Source organism: Virgibacillus oceani (genome assembly GCF_041521345.1).
Classification (GTDB): Bacteria; Bacillota; Bacilli; order Bacillales; family Amphibacillaceae; genus Virgibacillus_N; species Virgibacillus_N oceani_A.
Genome location: NZ_JBGOHB010000008.1, coordinates 1 through 20,652 on the forward strand (window position 1 = coordinate 1; position 20,652 = coordinate 20,652).

The 20,652-nt window shown below is 36.6% G+C and carries 19 protein-coding genes and 2 pseudogenes; 8 read left to right on the top strand and 13 right to left on the bottom strand.

Going from position 1 to position 20,652, the window contains the following annotated elements:
- Nucleotides 1-451 precede the first annotated feature (451 nt).
- The 7 genes from leuD to ACDX78_RS07625 form a co-directional block, all read right to left on the bottom strand.
- A complete protein-coding gene (leuD, locus tag ACDX78_RS07595; RefSeq protein WP_486026687.1) occupies nt 452-1,057 on the bottom strand; it encodes a 3-isopropylmalate dehydratase small subunit in 606 nt (201 codons plus the stop codon).
- Nucleotides 1,058-1,059: 2 nt separating this feature from the next.
- A complete protein-coding gene (gene leuC, locus ACDX78_RS07600; RefSeq protein ID WP_486026689.1) occupies nt 1,060-2,478 on the bottom strand; it encodes a 3-isopropylmalate dehydratase large subunit in 1,419 nt (472 codons plus the stop codon).
- A 20-nt stretch (nt 2,479-2,498) separates the two neighbouring features.
- A complete protein-coding gene (locus ACDX78_RS07605; protein ID WP_486026691.1) occupies nt 2,499-3,707 on the bottom strand; it encodes a CaiB/BaiF CoA transferase family protein in 1,209 nt (402 codons plus the stop codon).
- Nucleotides 3,708-3,792: 85 nt separating this feature from the next.
- The gene (locus ACDX78_RS07610; RefSeq protein WP_486026692.1) at nt 3,793-5,556 is read right to left on the bottom strand and encodes a hydantoinase B/oxoprolinase family protein; all 1,764 of its coding nucleotides are present in this window, start codon (nt 5,554-5,556) and stop codon (nt 3,793-3,795) included.
- Between the two features lie 3 nt (nt 5,557-5,559).
- Nucleotides 5,560-7,608, bottom strand: a complete 2,049-nt coding sequence (locus ACDX78_RS07615) for a hydantoinase/oxoprolinase family protein (protein ID WP_486026694.1) — start codon at nt 7,606-7,608, stop codon at nt 5,560-5,562.
- 2 nt (nt 7,609-7,610) lie between these two features.
- Nucleotides 7,611-8,231, bottom strand: coding sequence for an isochorismatase family protein (locus tag ACDX78_RS07620; RefSeq protein ID WP_486026696.1), 621 nt, complete (start codon nt 8,229-8,231; stop codon nt 7,611-7,613).
- 20 nt (nt 8,232-8,251) lie between these two features.
- Complete coding sequence (locus ACDX78_RS07625; RefSeq protein WP_486026697.1) at nt 8,252-8,650, bottom strand: nuclear transport factor 2 family protein; 399 nt, start codon at nt 8,648-8,650, stop codon at nt 8,252-8,254.
- Between the two features lie 295 nt (nt 8,651-8,945).
- Here ACDX78_RS07625 and ACDX78_RS07630 point away from each other — a divergent pair, with 295 nt between their 5' ends.
- Together ACDX78_RS07630 and ACDX78_RS07635 are read left to right on the top strand one after the other, a co-directional pair.
- Nucleotides 8,946-9,611: a GntR family transcriptional regulator gene (locus tag ACDX78_RS07630; RefSeq protein ID WP_486026698.1), complete on the top strand. Its 666-nt coding sequence runs from the start codon at nt 8,946-8,948 to the stop codon at nt 9,609-9,611.
- The gene (locus ACDX78_RS07635; RefSeq protein ID WP_486026699.1) at nt 9,608-10,483 is read left to right on the top strand and encodes a hydroxymethylglutaryl-CoA lyase; all 876 of its coding nucleotides are present in this window, start codon (nt 9,608-9,610) and stop codon (nt 10,481-10,483) included. The genes ACDX78_RS07630 and ACDX78_RS07635 overlap by 4 nt, the downstream gene beginning before the upstream one ends.
- Nucleotides 10,484-10,737: 254 nt before the next feature.
- Here the strand turns inward: ACDX78_RS07635 and ACDX78_RS07640 are convergent.
- Together ACDX78_RS07640 and ACDX78_RS07645 are read right to left on the bottom strand one after the other, a co-directional pair.
- Nucleotides 10,738-11,308, bottom strand: a pseudogene (locus ACDX78_RS07640) (NAD-dependent epimerase/dehydratase family protein); the annotation flags it as partial.
- A gap of 77 nt (nt 11,309-11,385) precedes the next feature.
- Entirely contained in the window at nt 11,386-11,700 is a 315-nt protein-coding gene (locus tag ACDX78_RS07645) for a helix-turn-helix domain-containing protein (protein ID WP_486026701.1), read from the bottom strand.
- Nucleotides 11,701-12,449: 749 nt separating this feature from the next.
- Between ACDX78_RS07645 and ACDX78_RS07650 the strand changes: the two genes are divergently transcribed.
- The 6 genes and pseudogenes from ACDX78_RS07650 to ACDX78_RS07675 all read left to right on the top strand — a co-directional run.
- Nucleotides 12,450-13,187, top strand: a complete 738-nt coding sequence (locus tag ACDX78_RS07650; RefSeq protein WP_486026703.1) for an RraA family protein — start codon at nt 12,450-12,452, stop codon at nt 13,185-13,187.
- Between the two features lie 58 nt (nt 13,188-13,245).
- Nucleotides 13,246-14,367, top strand: coding sequence for a type 2 periplasmic-binding domain-containing protein (locus ACDX78_RS07655; protein ID WP_486026705.1), 1,122 nt, complete (start codon nt 13,246-13,248; stop codon nt 14,365-14,367).
- Between the two features lie 74 nt (nt 14,368-14,441).
- Nucleotides 14,442-15,929 (top strand): tripartite tricarboxylate transporter permease, encoded by a 1,488-nt coding sequence (locus tag ACDX78_RS07660; RefSeq protein WP_486026706.1) that lies wholly within the window; start codon nt 14,442-14,444, stop codon nt 15,927-15,929.
- Entirely contained in the window at nt 15,926-16,423 is a 498-nt protein-coding gene (locus tag ACDX78_RS07665; protein WP_486026708.1) for a hypothetical protein, read from the top strand. The genes ACDX78_RS07660 and ACDX78_RS07665 overlap by 4 nt, the downstream gene beginning before the upstream one ends.
- A gap of 75 nt (nt 16,424-16,498) precedes the next feature.
- On the top strand, nt 16,499-17,347 hold the full coding sequence (locus ACDX78_RS07670; protein ID WP_486026709.1) for a M55 family metallopeptidase: 849 nt from the start codon (nt 16,499-16,501) through the stop codon (nt 17,345-17,347).
- 22 nt (nt 17,348-17,369) lie between these two features.
- Nucleotides 17,370-17,677: pseudogene (locus ACDX78_RS07675) on the top strand (hypothetical protein); the annotation flags it as partial.
- Nucleotides 17,678-18,310: 633 nt separating this feature from the next.
- Here the strand turns inward: ACDX78_RS07675 and ACDX78_RS07680 are convergent.
- The 4 genes from ACDX78_RS07680 to ACDX78_RS07695 all read right to left on the bottom strand — a co-directional run bounded on the left by ACDX78_RS07680 (nt 18,311) and on the right by ACDX78_RS07695 (nt 20,619).
- A complete protein-coding gene (locus ACDX78_RS07680; RefSeq protein WP_486026711.1) occupies nt 18,311-19,102 on the bottom strand; it encodes an SDR family oxidoreductase in 792 nt (263 codons plus the stop codon).
- Nucleotides 19,103-19,191: 89 nt separating this feature from the next.
- A complete protein-coding gene (locus ACDX78_RS07685; RefSeq protein ID WP_486026712.1) occupies nt 19,192-20,067 on the bottom strand; it encodes a fumarylacetoacetate hydrolase family protein in 876 nt (291 codons plus the stop codon).
- A gap of 119 nt (nt 20,068-20,186) precedes the next feature.
- The gene (locus ACDX78_RS07690) at nt 20,187-20,375 is read right to left on the bottom strand and encodes an RraA family protein (RefSeq protein ID WP_486026713.1); all 189 of its coding nucleotides are present in this window, start codon (nt 20,373-20,375) and stop codon (nt 20,187-20,189) included.
- 97 nt (nt 20,376-20,472) lie between these two features.
- On the bottom strand, nt 20,473-20,619 hold the full coding sequence (locus tag ACDX78_RS07695; RefSeq protein ID WP_486026715.1) for a hypothetical protein: 147 nt from the start codon (nt 20,617-20,619) through the stop codon (nt 20,473-20,475).
- Nucleotides 20,620-20,652 lie beyond the last annotated feature (33 nt).

Here is a 20,652-nt window from a genome sequence, read left to right on the forward strand (position 1 = left end):
GCCACCGTATAAAGTGGTGGGATTTCTTTTTCAAAATAAAAAATAGACTTCTGAACCAAAGAAAATACTTTTTTTATGGATTGGGATTGTAAATTAAAATAAAAACCTTAGTTTTTGGGTGCTAACCATCAGTATGTCTAAGTTACTTTACAGACTTATATGAAGCTATAGGTATAAACGATTAAAGGGACCAAAGTTTATTGTCCTTCTTGATTGAAATACAGATATTGTGCCCCCCTTTCCATAGATTTTTTCCATTGCAATCTCAATCTCACCTTCTGATTAGTGAATATTTTTTATTGCCGTTGAAAAATCTCTAGGCACCAATTCGTTAAAAATAAACAATAGTAGGTATTTCGTTATAATTAATGGATTCCTAATTTTGAATTAAATAATAAAATATTTCTTGAATATTATTTGAAAATATAATAAAATGCTAGTGAGTTTATTATTAACTTAACTGATAAAATACTTGATGATTCTCTTCAAACTCTGAAATCATTTTCTCTTTCTGGATAGTTAAGCCAATCTCATCCAAACCGCTTAAAAGCATATTTCTTCGATAATCATCAACTTCGAATTGCACTTGAAAGCCAAAGTCATCAGATACCTCTTTATTCTCAAGATCAACCTTTAATTCATATCCATTAATATTGTTTGTTTTACCAAAAAGTTTTTCTACCTTATTTTCACCTAACATGATAGGTAAAATTCCATTTTTGAAACAATTATTATAAAAAATATCTGCAAATGAAGGTGCAATAATAACACGAAATCCGAAGTCTTCGAGTGCCCATGGTGCATGTTCTCTAGATGAACCACTACCAAAGTTTTCTCTGGTTAATAAAATTGTTGAGTTACGATATTCTGGCTTATTTAATACGAAATCCGGATTTTCAATTTGATCTGAAGTATATCGCCAATCGAAAAACAGATATTTTCCATAGCCTCTTTTCTCAATTCGCTTTAAAAATTGCTTCGGGAGAATTGCATCGGTGTCTATATTTGCTCTGTCGAGAGGAGCTACAAGACCTGTATGTGTCTTGAATTGTCTCATTTTTATACCTCCTTCCCCTGCCTAATTACCCAATCACGGACATCAACAAAATGACCTTTAACTGCAGCTGCAGCAGCCATAGGGGGGCTAACCAGATGTGTTCTTGCACCTCTCCCCTGTCTTCCCTCAAAGTTACGATTTGAAGTTGAAGCAACACGTTCTCCTGGTTTTGCACTATCGGGGTTCATCCCTAAACACATGCTACACCCGGCTTCCCTCCAGTCAAAACCAGCTTTTTTAAATATTTGATCCAATCCTTCCTCTTCAGCCTGATTCTTTACAACCTGAGATCCAGGTACTACAAGCCCCCGAATGCCTTCTGCTTTTTTGTAACCCTGAACTATGATAGCTGCTTCCCTCAAATCCTGTATGCGGCTATTTGTACAAGAGCCTATAAACACAGTATCTAGAGAAATATCAGTCATTTTAGTACCAGGCATAAGGTCCATATACTTTAAAGCTTCTATTGCCATATTTCTTTTCTTTAATGGTATGTCAGCTGTTTCAGGAACATTGTCATTGATAGATGTTACCTGACTCGGATTGGTCCCCCAGGTTACCTGTGGGGAAATATTTCTACAGTTAAACTCCACCGATAGATCAAATTTCGCATCAGCATCACTATAGAGTTTTATCCAATGCGATAATGCTTCTTTCCATTCTTCATCTTTAGGTGCATATGTTTTATTTTTTAAGTACTCAAATGTAGTCTCATCAGGCGCCATCAAACCTGCACGTGCACCCATTTCGATGGACATATTACATATAGTCATTCGCTCTTCCATTGATAATTCTTCTATCACTTTCCCCCGATATTCAACTACATAACCTGTGGCAAAATCATTACCATACTTCCCAATTAAAGCGAGCATCAAATCTTTAGCAGTTGTACCCAATGGAAGATCACCATCAAAATTAATTGCCATCGTTTTAGATTTATATTGCTTTAAAGTTTGTGTAGCTAATACATGTTCAACTTCACTGGTACCTATACCAAATGCAAGTGTTCCGAAAGCACCATGTGTAGAAGTATGGCTGTCTCCGCATACAATTGTCTGACCTGGTTGAGTTAATCCAAGTTCAGGTGCTATAATATGCACAATTCCTTGATTACGGCTAAATAAATCATAAAGTTTTATACCAAATTCTTCACAATTTTTGTATAGAGCATCAACCTGTTTTTTAGCAATCTTATCCTCAAAAGGCAAATTTCTATCCGTAGTAGGTATACCATGATCCATTGTAGCGAGTGTGCGATCAGGACGGCGAACTTTTCGCTTTTCCATTCGAAGCCCATCAAAAGCTTGTGGTGATGTTACTTCATGAATTAAATGGAGGTCAATATAAACAATATCCGGTTCTGACAATTCTTCACTCACAATATGCCGTTCCCATATTTTTTCATAAAGTGTCTTTCCCATTATCTTCACCTCCAGCTTAATTAGATCACTTTATTGATTTTTAACTCATTTAGTTTTTTATCATCATAGTTTAATAGACTGCTGTAGATTTCTTTATTGTGTTTACCTATAGATTCAGCTCCAACATATTTTACATCACCTGGAGTCCTGCTTAACTTTGGTACAATTCCCGGCATCGGAAACTCTCCTAGTTTAGGATGTTCTTTTTTAATTATCATATCTCGCGCGTTATAGTGGGGATCTTTCACGATATCTTTTGCTGAATAAATCAATCCTGAAGGCACCCCTTTTTCCGCTAATAAATCAAGAACATATTCTGATTCATGTCCTTTCGTCCATTCTCCAATTAATTGATCTAATTCCGACATATTGTCACTTCTGGCATGATGTGAAGAATATTTGGGATTCTCAAATAGTTCAGGTTGATCCATCGCCTCGCACAATCGTTTGAATACACCGTCAGCGTTTGCTCCAATCACTATATAAGTTTCATCTTTTGTAGGATAAATATTAGAAGGCGCTACACCAGGTAATATATTCCCCATACGCTCACGAACATAATCAGCCAGCAAATAATCAGGAATTATACTTTCCATAACTGAAAAAACAGACTCATAAATGGCTGTATCAACAACTTGCCCTTTCCCAGAATCATTTCTCTCATGAAGTGCAGTTAAACTCCCCACTGTTGCAAAAAGTGCTGCAAGTGTATCTCCAATGGAAATTCCAATTCTGGTAGGCGGTCTATCTTCAAACCCTGTCACATAACGAAGACCCCCCATAGCCTCCCCTACACTTCCAAAACCGGCTCTGTCTTTATACGGTCCAGTTTGACCATACCCGGATGTCCTGGTCATAATGACCCCTGGATTTATTTCTGATAAAACCTCATAGGATAAGTTCCATTTTTCCATCGTACCTGCACGGAAATTTTCTATAATTATATCTGATTGTTTTACCAGATCTTTAAAAACGTTTTGTCCTTCTTTTGTTCGTAAATTTAATGTAATGGATTTTTTGTTTCTTGATTGAATCGGCCACCAAAGTCCTTCACCGTCTTTCTGTTTACCCCACTGACGCATAGGGTCTGCTTTATCCGGTGCTTCAATTTTTATTATTTCAGCTCCAAAATCACCTAAAAGCCTGCCGGTAAATGGTCCAGCAAGTAATGTTCCTAGTTCAAGAACTCTGATACCTTCTAAAGGTAATTTTTCATTTTTGTTAGTCATCTTCCTACCTCCAGTTCTATTACCTTTCTAAAAGACAAGCACTTTGTATCATATTATTTAAACAAAGTGCTTGCTTTTATGAATATCAGCTGAACACTTTTTCACGATCCCCGAAGTTGAATGCCTCCAGTTCTTCTCTTTCCAATCTCATTCTGGACCGGTTTGTTTCAGTTTCTGCTTGATCAATTTCATCATTTTCATCAATGAATACACCATAAGACTCCAGCGCTTTTTCCTTACTTACGAGTCCGCGTGCTACGTCTAAACGTACTTGCTCAGGGGTTCTCTCCAACGGATCTCCCCATCCCCCACTTCCTCCTGTGATAAATAGGATCTGGTCGCCTTTTTCCACTTCCACACCATCAATTTTTGAAGCAAGAGCAATCTCAGTCCCATCCTTCTTAATTAATAGTTTAGAAGAAGTAGACCCAGGCTCCCCGCCATTAATTCCCCATGGCTGGATCTTTGAACGATCATCATGAATGGAGACTACGCCATCAGCGAGAATGGTATATAACTTTTCATTACTGTTACCACCCCTGTTCATTCCAGCACCTCCTGAATCTGTACCAGTTTTATAGGAATTTACCATTAATGGATAATATGTTTCCAAATATTCAGTCGGAATATTTACAAATGCTGGCCACCATGAGTGACCATCTAAACCATCAGCGATTGGTCTGCCTGGTAAACCGCCGTACATAACCTCCATTAAATTGAAATATTGTCCATCATCATCATACCCAGAGTATATAAAATATGGGCTTGTACCATAACTTGCTGCAGGACTGTTTTCTGGTGTATTAATAGAAAGAACACCACTTAATACATCAAAGAGACGGCTTAAAGCATGTGTTCTACAGCCTAATGCTGCTGGTGCTTTTGGCCTCATCATAGTTCCTTCCGGTGTTTCGATATGAAGAATATCATAAAACCCATCATTAAAGTTAATTGCCGGATCATAGACAGAGATCAAGAAAGAACCGATAAACATTTTAAACATTGGTTCACTCAAATAATAGTTTATCGGACCTGGTGATTGTTTGTCCGTGCCCTTCCAATCAAAATAGGCATTATCTCCTTCCCTCCACATAGTAAGCTTCATTTTAAATGGACCATTTCCTAACCCATCGTCGTCAATATAATCTTCGAATGAAACAGGCTCAGTCGGAAGGAAATTCTTAATGAGTTCACGCATCATTATATTTGTACGATCTAATAAAGCATTCATAGCTTCAAAATAAGTTGGTATACCAAACCTTTCACATAATTCTTTAACTCGTTTTTCAGCAGTTCGGCAAGATGCAACAAGTGCCATTAAGTCACTGTAATTTTCTAATGGAGTTCTAGAGTTAGCTTTGATAATCTTTATTATTGCTTCATTAAGCACACCTTTATCGAATAATTTAACAGGTGGAAAACGCACACCTTCTCCGTAAATACTGGTGGCATCAACCGGCATGCTCGAAGGAACTGGCCCACCTACATCCATTACATGACCAAACATGGAAGAATAACCTACAAGTTCTCCTCTATTGAAAATAGGTAAAATAATCATCCAGTCATTTATATGAGATACTGATCCTCCACAACTGTAAGGGTCACTTACAAAAATCACATCTCCTTCATGTATGCCTTCAGGGAACTGATTAGTAACCTCCGGCACATGGGAACCAAAATTCCCAACTACCATTCTACCCTCAGCATCTGTAATCATTGGAAAGCAGTCATGCTGTTCACGAATAACAGGGGACATCGCAGAACGAAATAAGGTTACATCCATTTCTTCTTTAATATTCTTAAGCGCATTCTCAATAATATCAACAGTAATTGAGTCTATATTCGCCATTTTTTATTCCTCCTCATGAATTATAAGGTTCATATGCTCATCAACTTTGGCAATATTTCCTGGCAATACAACCGTTGTACTATCCTTCTGAGTTAGAATTGCCGGGCCACTCACTTTATTATTTGGCTGCAGTAATGCTCTGTCATAAATCGGAGACTTTACAAATCCATCATCAAAATAAGCCTTATGTTCATGGTCAATTATTGCGTGTGAAGCGTCTTCACTGCCAGGATCATTAACTGGAAGTGTAGGCGTATTAACTTTTCCAATGGCAACTGCGCGAATATTTACAATTTCAACCTCAGTCTCCATTTTGAACCCATATGTTTGTTCATGAATTGTGTCAAATTGATTTTTAATTGCTCCCAGACTCTCTTCTATTATTTGATCGAGTTGAGCTTCAATTGAAATTTCATGACCCTGACGATAATAACGTACATCTACTTCAAATCGAATTGTTTGGTTTGACTCAGGAACATTTTCTTCATTTAACCACTGTTTACATTCAGCACCCAGTTCTGTCAATTCCGATACTACCGTTTCCGAATCCAACTCACTCAGTGAATGGATAAATGTTTTGGAATATTCATTTCGAATAACTGATTGTAGAAAGCCAAGTGCCGAAAGTACTCCAGGTGTTGGTGGGACTATCACAGGAAAACTACCTGATAATTTCCCTAATGCGTTAGCATGCATCGGCCCTGCTCCACCTAGAGCAAGTAAAGAAAATTCTCGAGGGTCATACCCTTTCTCAACAGATACAACTCTTGTTGCTCCATACATATTTTCATTTACAATATCATATATCCCTTGTGCCGCTTTATAAATATCCACATTAAGTTTGTCTGCTATATTCTGAATTGCAGCCTTGGAGTTTTCAATATTTAATTTCATTTCTCCTCCAACAAGACTAGGAGGCAAATAGCCCAAAACTACATTAGCATCTGTAACTGTCGGTTCTATACCGCCCTGATCATAACAAGCCGGACCTGGTGTAGAACCTGAGCTTTGAGGGCCAACACGTAAAGCACCTGTTAAAGGAACATGAGCGATGGATCCACCACCTGCCCCTATACTTTCCACTTCCAAAGAAGGAGCTTTGACAGGAAAGACCCCAATTTTTGTCTCTCTTGCAACTTTAGGTTTTCCATCATACGTTAAGGAAACATCTGTGGAAGTGCCTCCCATATCAAAAGAAATTATATTTTTATATCCAGTTTCTACACCTATCATCGCAGAAGCAGTTACACCGCCTGACGGTCCTGACAACATAGAATGAATTGGTCTTGAAGAAGCTGCAGATAGACTCATTAGTCCCCCATCGGATCGAACTATACTAATTCGGCTATTGAATTCTTCCTCATTTAGTCTCGATTCAACATTGGTTAAATAGCGCTGCATTGGTGGACGGACGTAAGAGTTCATTACTGTAGTTAATGTTCTTTCGTATTCTCTAAATTCCGGTAAAATCTCATAAGATATTGTAACAGGTATATTCGGATTAATTGATTCAGCAACTTCCATTATATGTTTTTCATGGGAAGGGTTTGCATAGGAATTTAATAGACTAATTGTTAAGCTTTCAACACCCTCATCATATAGATAAGTTATTTTATCCCTAATATCCGCTTCATCTAATTCCTTGAAAACTTCACCTTGAGCTGTTATACGTTCTTTCGCACCGCGTGTATAAATTAAATCAGCTAATGGATCTGGTTTATGGAATCCCATCCATGCAGTAATTGGGGCAGGCGTCCATGATCGTGCTACATGTAAAATTTGCTCAAAACCTTCAGTTGTAATCAAGCCTACTTTGGCACCTTTTTCTTCTAGTACAGCATTAGTGGCTACAGTAGTTCCATGAATAATAGACCGAATCTCGTCAATATCAACATCATTTTCTTCGCATATTTTCTTTATTCCAGTCATTAATCCAACCGACTGATCATAAGTAGTGGATGGAGTTTTGGTTCCGTAAATTTGACCTGTTTCCTCATTTTGCAGAACTATGTCCGTAAATGTACCTCCTATATCAACAGCAACTCTGTACATTGTTATTCCCCTTTCAAATTGAGTAAGTAATTTTTCACTGTTTCTAAGTTAATTACGTCTCCATACTTTGTTTGTATGTCATATAAGTTAGCTTCATGGGCTTGTTGGGATCTATCCCCAACACATTCTTCCGGTATAATCACCCGGTAACCATGCTGGATTGCATCTACCGCAGTAGCTCTTACACATCCAGATGTAGTACAGCCCAAAATTAATGTTGTATCAATTCCTTCGAAAGCCAATAAGGATGAAAGGTTAGTTCCGAAGAAAGCGCTTGCAAATTTTTTAATAATTAATGGTTCACTTTCTTGTTTCTCTAGCCGCGAGTCAATTTCAACCCACTCACTCTCCTTTGTTAAATGTTTCAAGGCAGGAACCTTTTGTATAAAATAAGCGCCTTCTTTAAAATGTTCTTCATAAATTACAGTGGTAAATATTATCGGCGTTTCAGTTTGTCGTGCAATGTGAAGTAATTCTTCAGTCGCCTTAATTTCTTTATCAAAGTTCGAACCTAAGGGGCAAGCATCATTTGTAAAGCCGTTTATAAAATCTATTACAATTATAGCTGGGTTGTTGCCAGGACCAACCGAGCTGCCAAACCCTTCAAATTGTTCTAATAACATTCTATCTCTCTTTTCATTTGTTATTTCTTTCCTTTTAGAACGTTTTGACCCATCATATAAACATAAACATCTTTAAATTTTCCATCTTCAAGGTAAAAGAAATTACAATTTGTCTGGTAAACTTCCTCTTTATCACCAGACATTAATTCTACGTTGAATTGTGAAGCTATAGATTCTTCATCTTCATCCACTATATGTTTAAAATCCTTATGAACCATTTTCTTTGGAAAACTTTTAAATAGTTCAGTAAACATTTCTCTTATTTCTTCTTTTCCATTATGTTTTGCCGGTTGACCAGAACGTACAGTAAAAGTCGCATCTTCCCAAAAACAATCAAGAACACCATTAACATCATAATTGTCAACGCTTTCAAAATAATTTGAGATAACCATATCAATTAAATATTCTCTTTCCTTCATTAGAAAACCACCTTAAAGTTATAAAATTTTTTAAAACACTTTCAAACAATCCGCATACTAACTAGCCCCCTTTTCTTTTGTTACACTTATATATTGTCGCTAAATACAGAAAAGTTGTAATGTATTGATAATATACCACTTTGTATACAATGTGTCAATAGTCATATTAGTGAATTTGATTTAACTCTATAAAATAGTGTTTAATCAACTTTAAAATGCATTTTACTATTTATTAAATTACGTAATTTGAAATAAAATACATTATTGTATACAATATGTTTAAGGAGGATTAGTCATGAGCTCATATATATCTATTAAAAATGCCATAATCACAGGGGAATTTGAACCTGGAAAAAGATTAACCGAGGAAGCTTTAGCTGAGAATTTAAATGTAAGTCGAACCCCTATACGTGAAGCTTTAAAACAACTTGAATCAGAAGGATTGGTTACTCCACTTCAACGCCGTGGCGTAATCGTAAGACAATTTTCCAAAGAAGATGTTCAACAAATTTATAATTTAAGAGCATTATTGGAAAGCTATGGTGCGAGTGAAGCAGCTTTATATCGAACAGAAGAAGAATTGATAAAAATGGAAGAAAAAAACTCCTTGTATGAGCAGGCAATTGCTACCCAAAAAAACCCAGATATTTTCATTGTAAAGAGAATACAACAGACAAACCAGGAATTTCATGAAGAAATTTTCAAAGCTGCAAAAAATGAACACTTAAAATCTCATATTTCCAAAGTAGTCGTTCTTCCGTTAGTTTTTCGATCTTTCTATTGGTACAATGAGCGGCAGCTTATGAGATCTCTGGAGGTTCATAAAACTATTTTAGAAGCAGTTAAAAATCAGGAGCCCGAACGTGCCAAAATTGCAATGCAGGAACATATTTACCAAGGACGGGATGATGTATTAAAACAAATAAAGAATACAAATGTAAGGGAGGTTGAAATGAATTGATTAGTATTTGTGAAGTTGGCCCCCGAGACGGTTTGCAAAATGAAAAAAAAACGATTACGACCGAACAAAAGGTACAATTAATTACTCAATTAATTGATTCCGGCATCAAAAAAATTGAAGCTGTTTCATTTGTAAATCCAAAAATAGTACCTCAAATGGCAGATGCCGAAGAATTGATGAAATTGGTTCCAAAAGGGAATGGAGTCAGATTTGCTGGACTTGTCTTAAATTATTCTGGACTTAAGCGAGCTCTACAAACCGAGATAGACGATTATCATATAGTTACAGCTACTAGTAATGAATTCAATTTAAAAAATGCTAAGAAAACAGTTGATCAAAGTGTTGATGAACTGTCTAAAGTCATTAGAGAGGCTGCCCAAGAACATAAAACTGTAACCGGAGTATTAGGTACTGCTTTTGGCTGTCCTTTTGCTGGGGAGATTTCAACTAATAAATTATTGGAAGTAGCAAATTCATTTGCAGTAGCTGGAGCAACTTCTATTACATTGGCTGATACTACCGGATTAGCTAACCCTACGCAGGTAAAAAAAATAGTGGAATCATTTGTTGATTTTTTTGGTAAAGATATTGAACTCGGATTACATTTTCATAATACCAGAGGGCTTGGAGTGGCAAATGTATTGGCAGGTTATCAAGCCGGTGTACGTCATTTCGATTCTTCCATTGCAGGATTAGGAGGCTGCCCATTTGCACCAAAGGCTGTCGGAAATGTATGTACTGAAGATATGGTAAATATGTTTAGTGAAATGGGAATTGAAACATATACCGATTTATCCAAGTTAATCAAAACTGCTCAATGGATGGAAAGCCAAATGGGCAAAAATCTTGATGGAATGATGATGAAGGTTTAATTCAGGGCTCTTTCGAGCCCTTTCAAATAATCAATCCCTATTAAAAATAAAGATAATAAACTGAAGAAGCGCTTAGCTCTTTCTGATTGTTCCCCAATGTTGATTATCGGATTGCTGTAAATTGTCATATAAAGCTTACCTTCTCTAAGTGACTCTGGAGAGAAATGATATTATCTGTATCAAATCTCTCTCCTACTAACTTTCTGTATCCAACTGTGACGGTTGATTTGATCACCATCACAGCCTCCCCTGATCTAACCCTTCTGATAATAATCCACATACCAATCAGCAAACTTCTGCAATCTTTCCTCAATAGATGTTTCCGGTTTAAATCCTACTGCTTGCTGTAATAAATCGGTTGAAGCATATGTAGCCGGAACATTTCCTGGCTTTATTGGTTCGAATACTTTTTCAAACTCTACTTCTCTGTCAGTGGCATTAATTAATGCTTTCTCGAAGAATTCGATAAAGACCATCAGCTTCTCTGGATTGTTATTTCCAATATTGTATACCTGATGCCAAACATCGCCATTTGGTGGGTACTTAAAAGACGACGTTCCATTCCTTCTACAATGTCATCGATATAGGTGAAATCACGATATAGATCATTTTCAAAGTCACCGTTATTAAATATTTTAATTGGTTCTCCGGCAAAGTACTTATTTGCAAATCCATAGTAAGCCTTGTCAAGTCGTCCCATAGGTCCGTATACGGTGAAGAAACGAAGTCCGGAAGCTGGAATGTTGTATAAATGGCTATAGGTATGTGCCTTAATTCATTTGATTTCTTCGTAGATTCATATAGAGATAAAAGATTATTAACAAAACCTTTCTAAAAAATACCCCATATTTATAAAACAAAAAAACTGCCGACTTGAACATATATAGCATCGGCAGCATTTTTCATTTCAATTGGTTTCTTTCTACTATTACTTCAAGGAAATCAGATAAGAGTTTAACTTCTTTTTCGGTTAGTTTTTGAACATTTTCTACTAGCTTTATTACCTCTGCCGGTAATTCTGGAACCACACCAAAAAACTCACTCAAAGAAATCCCTAAAGTCTCACAAATTACATTTAATTTATCAAGAGAAGGAGCAGTTCTTCCAGTTTCAATATCACTTAAATATGATTGTGAGATAAAAGCTTTTCTTGCAAGTTCAGAAACTGAAAAACCCTTTGCAATTCTGAGATTACGAATTCGTTTTCCTATATCCATTCTGCACCCCCAAATTCTATTATAGTATTTATTCATGCGGGATAAATCAGAACAGAAATAATTTTTAACGTAAATAACGATAAAAATATTGACTTAATATTTATTTACGTTATAATTGTCAATAATTGAATAGTTGGCAAATTATCCAGGACTTATTATTCAATTGATTTAGCTTTAGGGACATTTAAAAAAATGCTTTAAGCTGAAGTATTAACTACTTAGAGGTGGTGACAAAATAAGAAAATATTATTTTAAATGTCAATAATCAACAATGCAGTCCGTACGTAATTTCTGTTAGCTGAAACATGAAACATGTGTCAAAGAGATAAGTATATATCTCTCTGATTCAAGTTTCAATCACTTCAACATTATTATGAGGGGACATAGTTGTAACAGAAAAACAAGAACATAGTTACACCATTTTAATAGGTCTTTAGTCATGTTTATCACGGTATAAGGTGTACAGTTTTACGTATACGACCAACTTATCATTAAAATCAATATTGATTAAAACATGACTACGAATTATAAAATTCGTTACAGCGCCCAGGTTTTTCATCAATAAATCACATAATTGATAGACTCTTACATTGTATACAACATAAATTCTTTGTTTGTATGTATAGTTTCAGTTGATTTGAAAAGGCTTACAACCTAAAGAAGTTCAAACTACTAAACTATAAATTTATCAATTATAGACTTGATCGTATCTGACCTACACTCGAAAAAAATAAAAGGAGAATTTAAAAATGAATGAAATAAACCCTGATTGGAATGGCAAATACCCAATAGTTGGACTCAAAATTAACCTGGACTTTGATAGACCTGCTAGACAAAAAGTGGAGAGTTTCCAAAAATTCTTTGTACCTGATATTGCTGATTTAGTTGGCCCACTTTATTCCATGGATGCCTCTTTAAGACCGGGATATAAACCTATGAAGAAGTTATTAGGGACTGCATTTACAGTTAAAATTCCACCTGGCGACAACCTGATGTTAATTAAAGCACTGACTTTGGCTGAGCCTGGAGATGTTATAGTTGTCGATGCCCGTGGACACTCTACACATTGCTGTGGTGGAGCAGGACATACACTTATCAGCAAAAGGCGAGGCATTTCAGGCATGGTAGTAGATGGAGCTTATCGTGATATGAGTCAAATTGAAGACTTGGATTTTCCGATTTTCTGTAAAGGCATACATCCAGCTACTGGCCCTAAAGTTGGTCCTGGCGAAATTGGTGTACCCATTAGCTGCGGTGGCGTTATTGTGAATCCAGGCGATGTCATTGTCGGTGATGAGGAAGGGGTATGCTGTATCCCTAAGCAATATGTTGATAAAGTTATTGAAAAATGCGAGGAAGTTCCCATTAGAGAAGATGAGGATGATTGGCCGGATGTTGTTGAAAGAAATAAAGCAAGGGATGCTTATTATGATAAAGTGATCGCCGAACGCAACGTAGAAATTATACAAAAGGATTATAACAAGTAATTCTTCTGATTTTAATTTTCCAAAAAAACAAATATTAGGAACAGAGAGGTGTAATTACATGAAGACAATAATTTTTTTAGCAAGTATTCTCCTTTTTATAACCGGATGCAGTGCTGAAGAATCAAGCGGTTCAGATAATAATGCAGACCAGGATTCTACTTTTTATGAAAGCAGTGATGTCATAGAAATGGTTGTGCCATATGGAGCAGGCGGTGGATCAGATACTGCCAGTAGATATGTCGCTGAATTTTTAGGTGAACATATAGAAGGAGATCCATCTGTACAAGTTGTCAATATCACTGGGGGCGGAGGCTTAACAGGAGCAAATGATTTTGCTATGCGTGAAGCTGATGGATATAGCATATTTGCAAGTAACACAGCTATATTGGCTCCCTATTTACTTGGAAGAGAGGAAGCACAATTTGATATGGATGATTGGGAACCATTTTTAGGTGTTCCATTAAACAGTGTTATGTCTATCTCTACCACAACTGGTTATGAAGAACCCAAAGATTTATTGGAATTTGAAGAAGAAGAGCTTCCGGTAGGTATTCATGACCCTATAGGCAGTATTCGCCAAATCCTGCAATTAGAATTTTTAGGGATTACTGATAAGCTGAATTTTGTTCAAGGATATGATGGCGGCGGTGAGTTGATGGCTGCTTTGGAAAGAGGTGAAATCTCTCTTGATTCACAAGCAGAAACTACTTATTTTGACTCTATCGTTCCAATGGAAGAATCAGGTGCTACTATTCCCCTGTTTCAAAATGGATATTTAAATGAGGAAGGAAACTTTGAGGGGAATCCAGACATTGATGCTCCTACCATGCAAGAGCTCTATAAAGAAATGTATGGAGAAGAACCTTCTGGACCTATTTGGGATGCAAATTTACTTTTTAACGGCTCACTAACACAAGTTTATAGAGTATTCTATGTTCATAAAGATACTCCTGAGGAAGTTATTGAAATTTTAAAAGAGGCAGCTCAGGAAGCTATACAGGATCAGGAATTTATAGATGGCGCAATAAATGCACTCGGCACCGAAGATCTATTAGCTGGTGAACAACTGGAAAATGCACTAAAACAACAAGAAGAGAATATGAGGCCAGAGGTTTTACAATTTGTCCAAGAACTATTTACCGATAAGTATGATGTACCCGGTTTGGGAAGTAATGAATAGATTAAGCGTCACAGATTGGTCAGGGGATAGAAGGTGTCTGTATTCGCCTCTTCCCCTCTACAGGAGGGACAAGAATGATTGATGCTGCTATTGAAGCATTAGGAAATGTAATACAGCCTGTTAACCTGACGTTTATGCTTCTTGGTATAACTATTGGTTTAATAATAGGGATTCTTCCTGGACTTGGCGGAACTGTGGGCATGGCACTTGTTATTCCATTTTTGTATGGAATGGATCCTTATGCAGGAGTAGCACTGATGATTGGACTTTTAGCGGTTACACAAACTTCAGACACATTCCCTTCCGTTTTGTTTGGAATCCCGGGAACAGCAGCATCTCAAGCTACAATTATGGATGGATATCCGTTGGCGAAGCAAGGACACGCAAGAAGAGCTTTATCTGCTGCTTTTATTTCATCCATGTTTGGTGGAATTATTGGTGGCATTACATTATTTCTAACAATCCCTATAATAAGACCGTTAATTTTGAGTTTCGGCTCACCAGAACTTTTTATGCTGACCTTGTTTGGAATCACAATCATTGGGATGGTAGCTGGCCGAAAACCTATACAGGGAATATTAATGGGGATAGTAGGATTATTAGTAGGAACTATAGGTGCTGCCCCAGCAGCTCCCGAATATCGTTTTACTTTCGATTGGTTGTACCTGTATGACGGGATATCCATTATCATCCTTGTATTAGCCTTTTTTGCAATACCAGAAATGGTAGAACTCTTATCTTCAAAAAGAAAAATATCTAATACAGGAAAACTTGAAGGTAGTAGTTTCCAAGGTATACGTGATGTATTTAATAACAAATGGTTAGTAATTCGCAGTTCAAGTATCGGTGCTTTTATCGGAGCTATACCTGGCCTTGGAGGAAGCATCATTGACTGGATCGCATATTTTTTAGCTAAGAAAACAGTAAAAAATAGCGAGGGATTTGGAAAAGGTGATATCCGAGGGGTAATAGCACCTGAAAGTGCCACTAATTCCAAAGAAGGTGGGCAATTGATTAGTACCTTACTTTTTTCCATTCCCGGAAGCACATCTATGGCAGTATTGTTAGGTGGACTTATTTTAATGGGCATAGAGACTGGACCCAGTATGGTATCTGATAACCTGCCGATAACCATGTCGATCATTTGGACATTAATTATAGCCAACATCTTTGCAACGGGGGTTTCCTTCTTTATAGCAAAACCAGTTAGCCTGCTAACAACCATAGATCCAAATAAATTTGTTCCTTTTCTATTAGTTATTATTAGTGTAGGTGCATATCAAGCCACCAGAAGCTGGGTTGATCTCTTGCTATTACTAGCTTTTGGTTTCATTGGCTGGATTATGAAAGAAATTAATTGGTCCAGAATTCCATTTATTATTGGTGTTGTTTTGGCTGTTCCCTCTGAGCGTTACTTTTTTATATCAATAGAACGTTATGGTCTAGATTGGTTAACACGTCCCGTAGTTATTATTATTGGGATAATAATTATCTTAACCATTATTGGAAGTCCCTTAGTAAGTTATATAAAAAATCAAAGAAATAAGAGGGTTAAAATATGATGAAGTCCATATTATCACTTATCTTCAGCATAGCATTATTTATTTTATTTTGTTGGGTATTCTGGATGTCACTGGACTTTTTACCGTTAGCAAGATATTTTCCACAAACTCTTGCTAGTATAGGTATTTTACTATCGTTCATAAATATATTCTCTCAGGTTCGTTCACTCCTTTATCATAAAAAAACTGAAATGATTATGGAAGAACAAGATAACAATAATAAATTCGATACAGAAATGCCAGTAACACACGATTTTAAAGTAGCCTCCATTAACTTTCTTTGGTTAATCAGTTTTTTCGTTTTAATATTCCTGTTTGGGTTTAAAATTGCTGCTGCCGGTTTTATTGCTTTATTTTTAAAAATACGAACAGACTTCAACTCGTTAAAAATTATTCTAAGTGTAGTCCTAACTATTGGACTGCTTATCTTTCTTCAAGAAGGTATAGCACTATACTTCCCTCAAGGAATCTTAGAAAATATATTTACTACTTGATTAGCCATGTTTTTACCATATTAAACGCATAGATTCGTCTCACTGAGTAAATTAAACGGAAAGGAATGAGTTCATATGAAAATTTTTATTTCTGCAGATATGGAAGGTATTTCCGGTGTAACTACCAGGGTTCAATTAAATAAAGAGAATGAATATCTCAGGTTTAGGAAACTAATGACAGACGACGTAAATGCAGCAATTGAAGGTGCTTTTCATGGAGGAGCAACTGAAGTAGTTGTGGCAGATGGACACGCCAATATGTCTAACATATACATCGAGCATTTAGATAAACGTGCCCGACTCATTTCAGGCAGTAATAGAGTCATGTGCCAGCTTGAAGGTCTTGATCATTCTTTTGATGCCATTATGTTTGTAGGTCATCACGGACGTGAAGGTGGTTCGCCACATACAGTTATTAATCATTCTTTATCCAGCATTTCTTTATCTGAAATAAAAATCAATAATCAAATTGTTGGAGAAACTGAAATGAACACTATAGTTGCCGGGTACTATGATGTACCAGCAGTTTTCATCTCTGGTGATGATGCATATTGTCAAGAAGTAAAAGAAACGCTCCCAAATGTTGAAAGTGCAGTGGTTAAGTGGGGAATAGATCGTTTCTCAGCTGAATTACTTTCCCCAGAAAAAGCTAGAGCATTAATTAGAGAAAATGCGGAAAAGTCTATGGAAAAAGCTAAAAATATCAATCCTTATAAAATCGAAGGCCCAATTACATTTGAACTGGAGTTTAAGTTAACAAATCAAGCATTAATGACTACAACCATTCCATGTGTGGAATTAATAGGACCAAAAAGCATTAGATTTTCAAGTGAGAATGTGGTTGAAGCATATAAATTAATGTGGGCATGTGTAATTATAGGTTCGTCTGCAACTGATGGTGTGTTAGGGCATTTTAATCTTTAATTACCGTAAAGGACTATGGTAAAAGTTAGCAGCAGAAGGAAGCTATCGGAAATGCATTAAAATATATACGAAAGTCGATGTACTCATACTTGCTTGACAGATTTATCAACCGACGAAGCCGCAATATTGTTGGAGATTGTACATCGAGGCACGCCATAAGGTAGCTTCGACTATTTTCTGTTCACAAATCGATCCAGTGGATGGCATTTAAAATTAAGAATTGAAACGATTGCGGAAGCTATTTTACCACCTGCATATGGCTTGAATATGAGGATTTGGATCACAATGAGCTCGTTCGTTGGGCGGTTGAGATTATTGATGAGCAATTAGAAGATAAACATTTTAAGTAAGGTCAGCAGCCATTGGAACAGAACAAAATTGTTTCAATGGCTGTATATTTTTCTTCATTAATAATCAGTGGCTCTCTCCTCCGCATTTACTGGCTCTATTATTTTATCCGCAGAAGGTGGCTCAAAACTCCGCACTGGTGGCTCATTCTGTCCGCAATACTCATTATACGCTAATTATAATTCATCGGCACGTTGGAAAACGTCACTAACAGAGCTTTTTACAGCACATGTTGTTTTGGCAATCATGTTGCGAGATAGTACCGTACTCGAGAATTAACTTAGCTGGAAATTTTCTGGCAATAAAAAAGGCCTCCTTCAGGTTATATTTTGAAAGCGAATGCTCCCAATTAAATATACCGAAAGAAGGAAGATAAGTGGACCTGAATCGTGAATTTGTTGACTTTAATTGCGTATTCATTTGTTGATGAGGTGGAATGAGAAATAATCACGCAACAACCAACCACCTTCCAATATTTCAGTTACTATTTCATTTTATTATGCTTTTACTCTAACATCATTCGACAAAATTAGGGAAGTGACAGCACGCAAAAAAATTTGTCACATGCATTATTAAATAATAAGTACTTAGACTTTATCCATAAGGAAAAAAATCTTACAATGCTTTCACCATGCCACCGTCAACAAGTAATGACTGGCCTGTAATGTAAGTATTTGCACTTGAACAAAGATAAACTACCATGTTGGCAAACTCTTCAGGTGTACCATAACGACCCATAGGGATCGATTTTTCCGATTGAGATTTGACTTCCTCATAGGCTATGTTTAATTTTTCTGCCTTCACATTGTCTAAATGTGCAACACGATCGGTTGCGATTCGCCCCGGGCCAATGGTGTTGATTAAAATATTATCCTGAGCCAATTCTTGTGATAAGCTTTTGGAAAATCCCACCATTCCTGCTCTAAAGGTATTCGATAAAATCAAATTATCAATTGGCTGTTTAATGGAGGAAGAAGCGAGATTGATAATATGACCGCTTCCGTGGTTTCTCATATGGGGCAATACTTCCCGAATTGCACGTACAAAACTGAGCAGGTTCAGCTCAAATGCATTTTGCCAATCTCTATCATCAACTTTATCAAATATTCCTGCGGGAGGGCCGCCAGCATTGTTTATCAATATATCAACAGTTCCATATAATTCTACGGCTTTAGATACCAATTCTTTAACAGACTGCGCAACTGTAATGTCACAAACTGTATATTCAACATGATTATTCCCAGTTTCCGAGCGTATTTCATCCCGTGTTTTCTGCAATTCCTCCTTATTACGGCTTGAAATTAAAACATGCGCCCCTTCTGTTGCAAATTGTTTTGCCGTTGCTTTTCCCAACCCTTTGCTTGCCGCTAAAACAATTACTGATTTTCCTTGTAAACCTAAATCCATTCTGTTGTTCCCCTTTCAGCTTCGGATTATGTAGGACTTAAACCGACTTTTAGCTTAAAATTCACTAAATTCCTGTTTCCTTATCATAGTTATTTCACCTTTAAGTCTTTAACTAAATTTACAAGCGGATCAAAGCCGTCAATGTGACATTCAATGACATCACCGTCACGAATAACCGTAGCACCCGGGGTTCCTGTTGAAATGATATCTCCCGGTAACAGTGTCATGACCTTCGAGTGAAATGAAACAAGATCCCATGGAAGAAATGTCATGTTTGACACAAGATTTTTACGATGAAGTTCACCGTTAACCACCGTTGACACATTTAAATCATGAACATCAGCAACCTCATCTGGAGTCACAAGTTGAGGTCCAAAACTAAAGAATGTATCGAAACTTTTGGATCGCGTTAAGTAACGGGGATTCTTTTGTAAAATATCTTCCGCGGTCATATCAATTACAGTTGTAAAACCAGCTATAACACCTGATGCTTCCTCTTCAGAAATATCCTTGCATTCCTTTCCAATAATGATTCCTAATTCAGCCTCACCAGTAGTTCGCTCTGACTGGTACGGTATTTCAATTGTATCAGAAGGACCAATAATTGTAGTGTCTGGTTTCATAAAGCTCGCTGGTTCTGTACTCGGTGCTTTTGTACTTAAATCCGAGGCATGATCAACATAATTTAGCCCAATCCCCCAAATTTTACGGGGCCTTCTATATAATGGTCCAACTTTTATTTCAGTTAATTCTTTTACACAATTCAAATGTTTAAACAAATATTTAGACTCATTTAACCAGCTATTTAAAGAGTCAAGCTCATCATTTTGTATAAGTTTAAACACCGTATTTGACCAATATTCTTTTCCAAGGAATTTATTTATAGAAGAAATAGTTAACACTTTATCTTCAAGAATAACACCTGCAAGTTCCTGTCTATGTTCAATTATGTTTATTAATCTCATTATTACTTCATTCCCCCTTAATCTTAATACTGCCACTTCTACCCATGATCAAATTGTCACCAATCCAACTGCGGTCAATAGTTCCATTTTCAATGGAATCAAAAATACTTTTTTCCTATTCAGCATTTCTTTACTTTCTCTGCTACTACTTCCATTTCTTTTGGAACAACGGCATTTCTATCCATGTCCCTTACAATCAAGTTACCAGGATGAATTACAGTCCCGCCAATTCGGATGGAAATATTTATTTCTCCTAGGCCGTCTTTATTTGGACCACGATAGTTGACACCTTTAGCAAAAAGGGACAATTTATATTATAAATCTCTTCTGAATCTCTAATAGCGTCGTCAATTACAAAACCTTCTATATTATCCTTCTTTGTAAGTCATACCATGATTTCGCCCATTATTGCATTTGCTGTACCGTATCTGTCTCTACTATTATTACATCTCCTTCAGTTACCATATCTATTGACTTGTGAATCAATAGGTTACCTCCAGGACGATTTTTAGCAATGAAGGCACGACCTACCAATGTCCCGCTTTGATACAATAGTCTTATAGTAGAATCAACCGCATAAAGCCT

Coding starts and splice junctions, on each gene's coding strand:
- leuD (WP_486026687.1), bottom strand. CDS start 1,057: ATGAGACAATTCAAGACACATACAGGTCTTGTAGCTCCTCTCGACAGA.
- leuC (WP_486026689.1), bottom strand. CDS start 2,478: ATGGGAAAGACACTTTATGAAAAAATATGGGAACGGCATATTGTGAGT.
- ACDX78_RS07605 (WP_486026691.1), bottom strand. CDS start 3,707: ATGACTAACAAAAATGAAAAATTACCTTTAGAAGGTATCAGAGTTCTT.
- ACDX78_RS07610 (WP_486026692.1), bottom strand. CDS start 5,556: ATGGCGAATATAGACTCAATTACTGTTGATATTATTGAGAATGCGCTT.
- ACDX78_RS07615 (WP_486026694.1), bottom strand. CDS start 7,608: ATGTACAGAGTTGCTGTTGATATAGGAGGTACATTTACGGACATAGTT.
- ACDX78_RS07620 (WP_486026696.1), bottom strand. CDS start 8,231: ATGTTATTAGAACAATTTGAAGGGTTTGGCAGCTCGGTTGGTCCTGGC.
- ACDX78_RS07625 (WP_486026697.1), bottom strand. CDS start 8,650: ATGAAGGAAAGAGAATATTTAATTGATATGGTTATCTCAAATTATTTT.
- ACDX78_RS07630 (WP_486026698.1), top strand. CDS start 8,946: ATGAGCTCATATATATCTATTAAAAATGCCATAATCACAGGGGAATTT.
- ACDX78_RS07645 (WP_486026701.1), bottom strand. CDS start 11,700: ATGGATATAGGAAAACGAATTCGTAATCTCAGAATTGCAAAGGGTTTT.
- ACDX78_RS07650 (WP_486026703.1), top strand. CDS start 12,450: ATGAATGAAATAAACCCTGATTGGAATGGCAAATACCCAATAGTTGGA.
- ACDX78_RS07655 (WP_486026705.1), top strand. CDS start 13,246: ATGAAGACAATAATTTTTTTAGCAAGTATTCTCCTTTTTATAACCGGA.
- ACDX78_RS07660 (WP_486026706.1), top strand. CDS start 14,442: ATGATTGATGCTGCTATTGAAGCATTAGGAAATGTAATACAGCCTGTT.
- ACDX78_RS07665 (WP_486026708.1), top strand. CDS start 15,926: ATGATGAAGTCCATATTATCACTTATCTTCAGCATAGCATTATTTATT.
- ACDX78_RS07670 (WP_486026709.1), top strand. CDS start 16,499: ATGAAAATTTTTATTTCTGCAGATATGGAAGGTATTTCCGGTGTAACT.
- ACDX78_RS07680 (WP_486026711.1), bottom strand. CDS start 19,102: ATGGATTTAGGTTTACAAGGAAAATCAGTAATTGTTTTAGCGGCAAGC.
- ACDX78_RS07685 (WP_486026712.1), bottom strand. CDS start 20,067: ATGAGATTAATAAACATAATTGAACATAGACAGGAACTTGCAGGTGTT.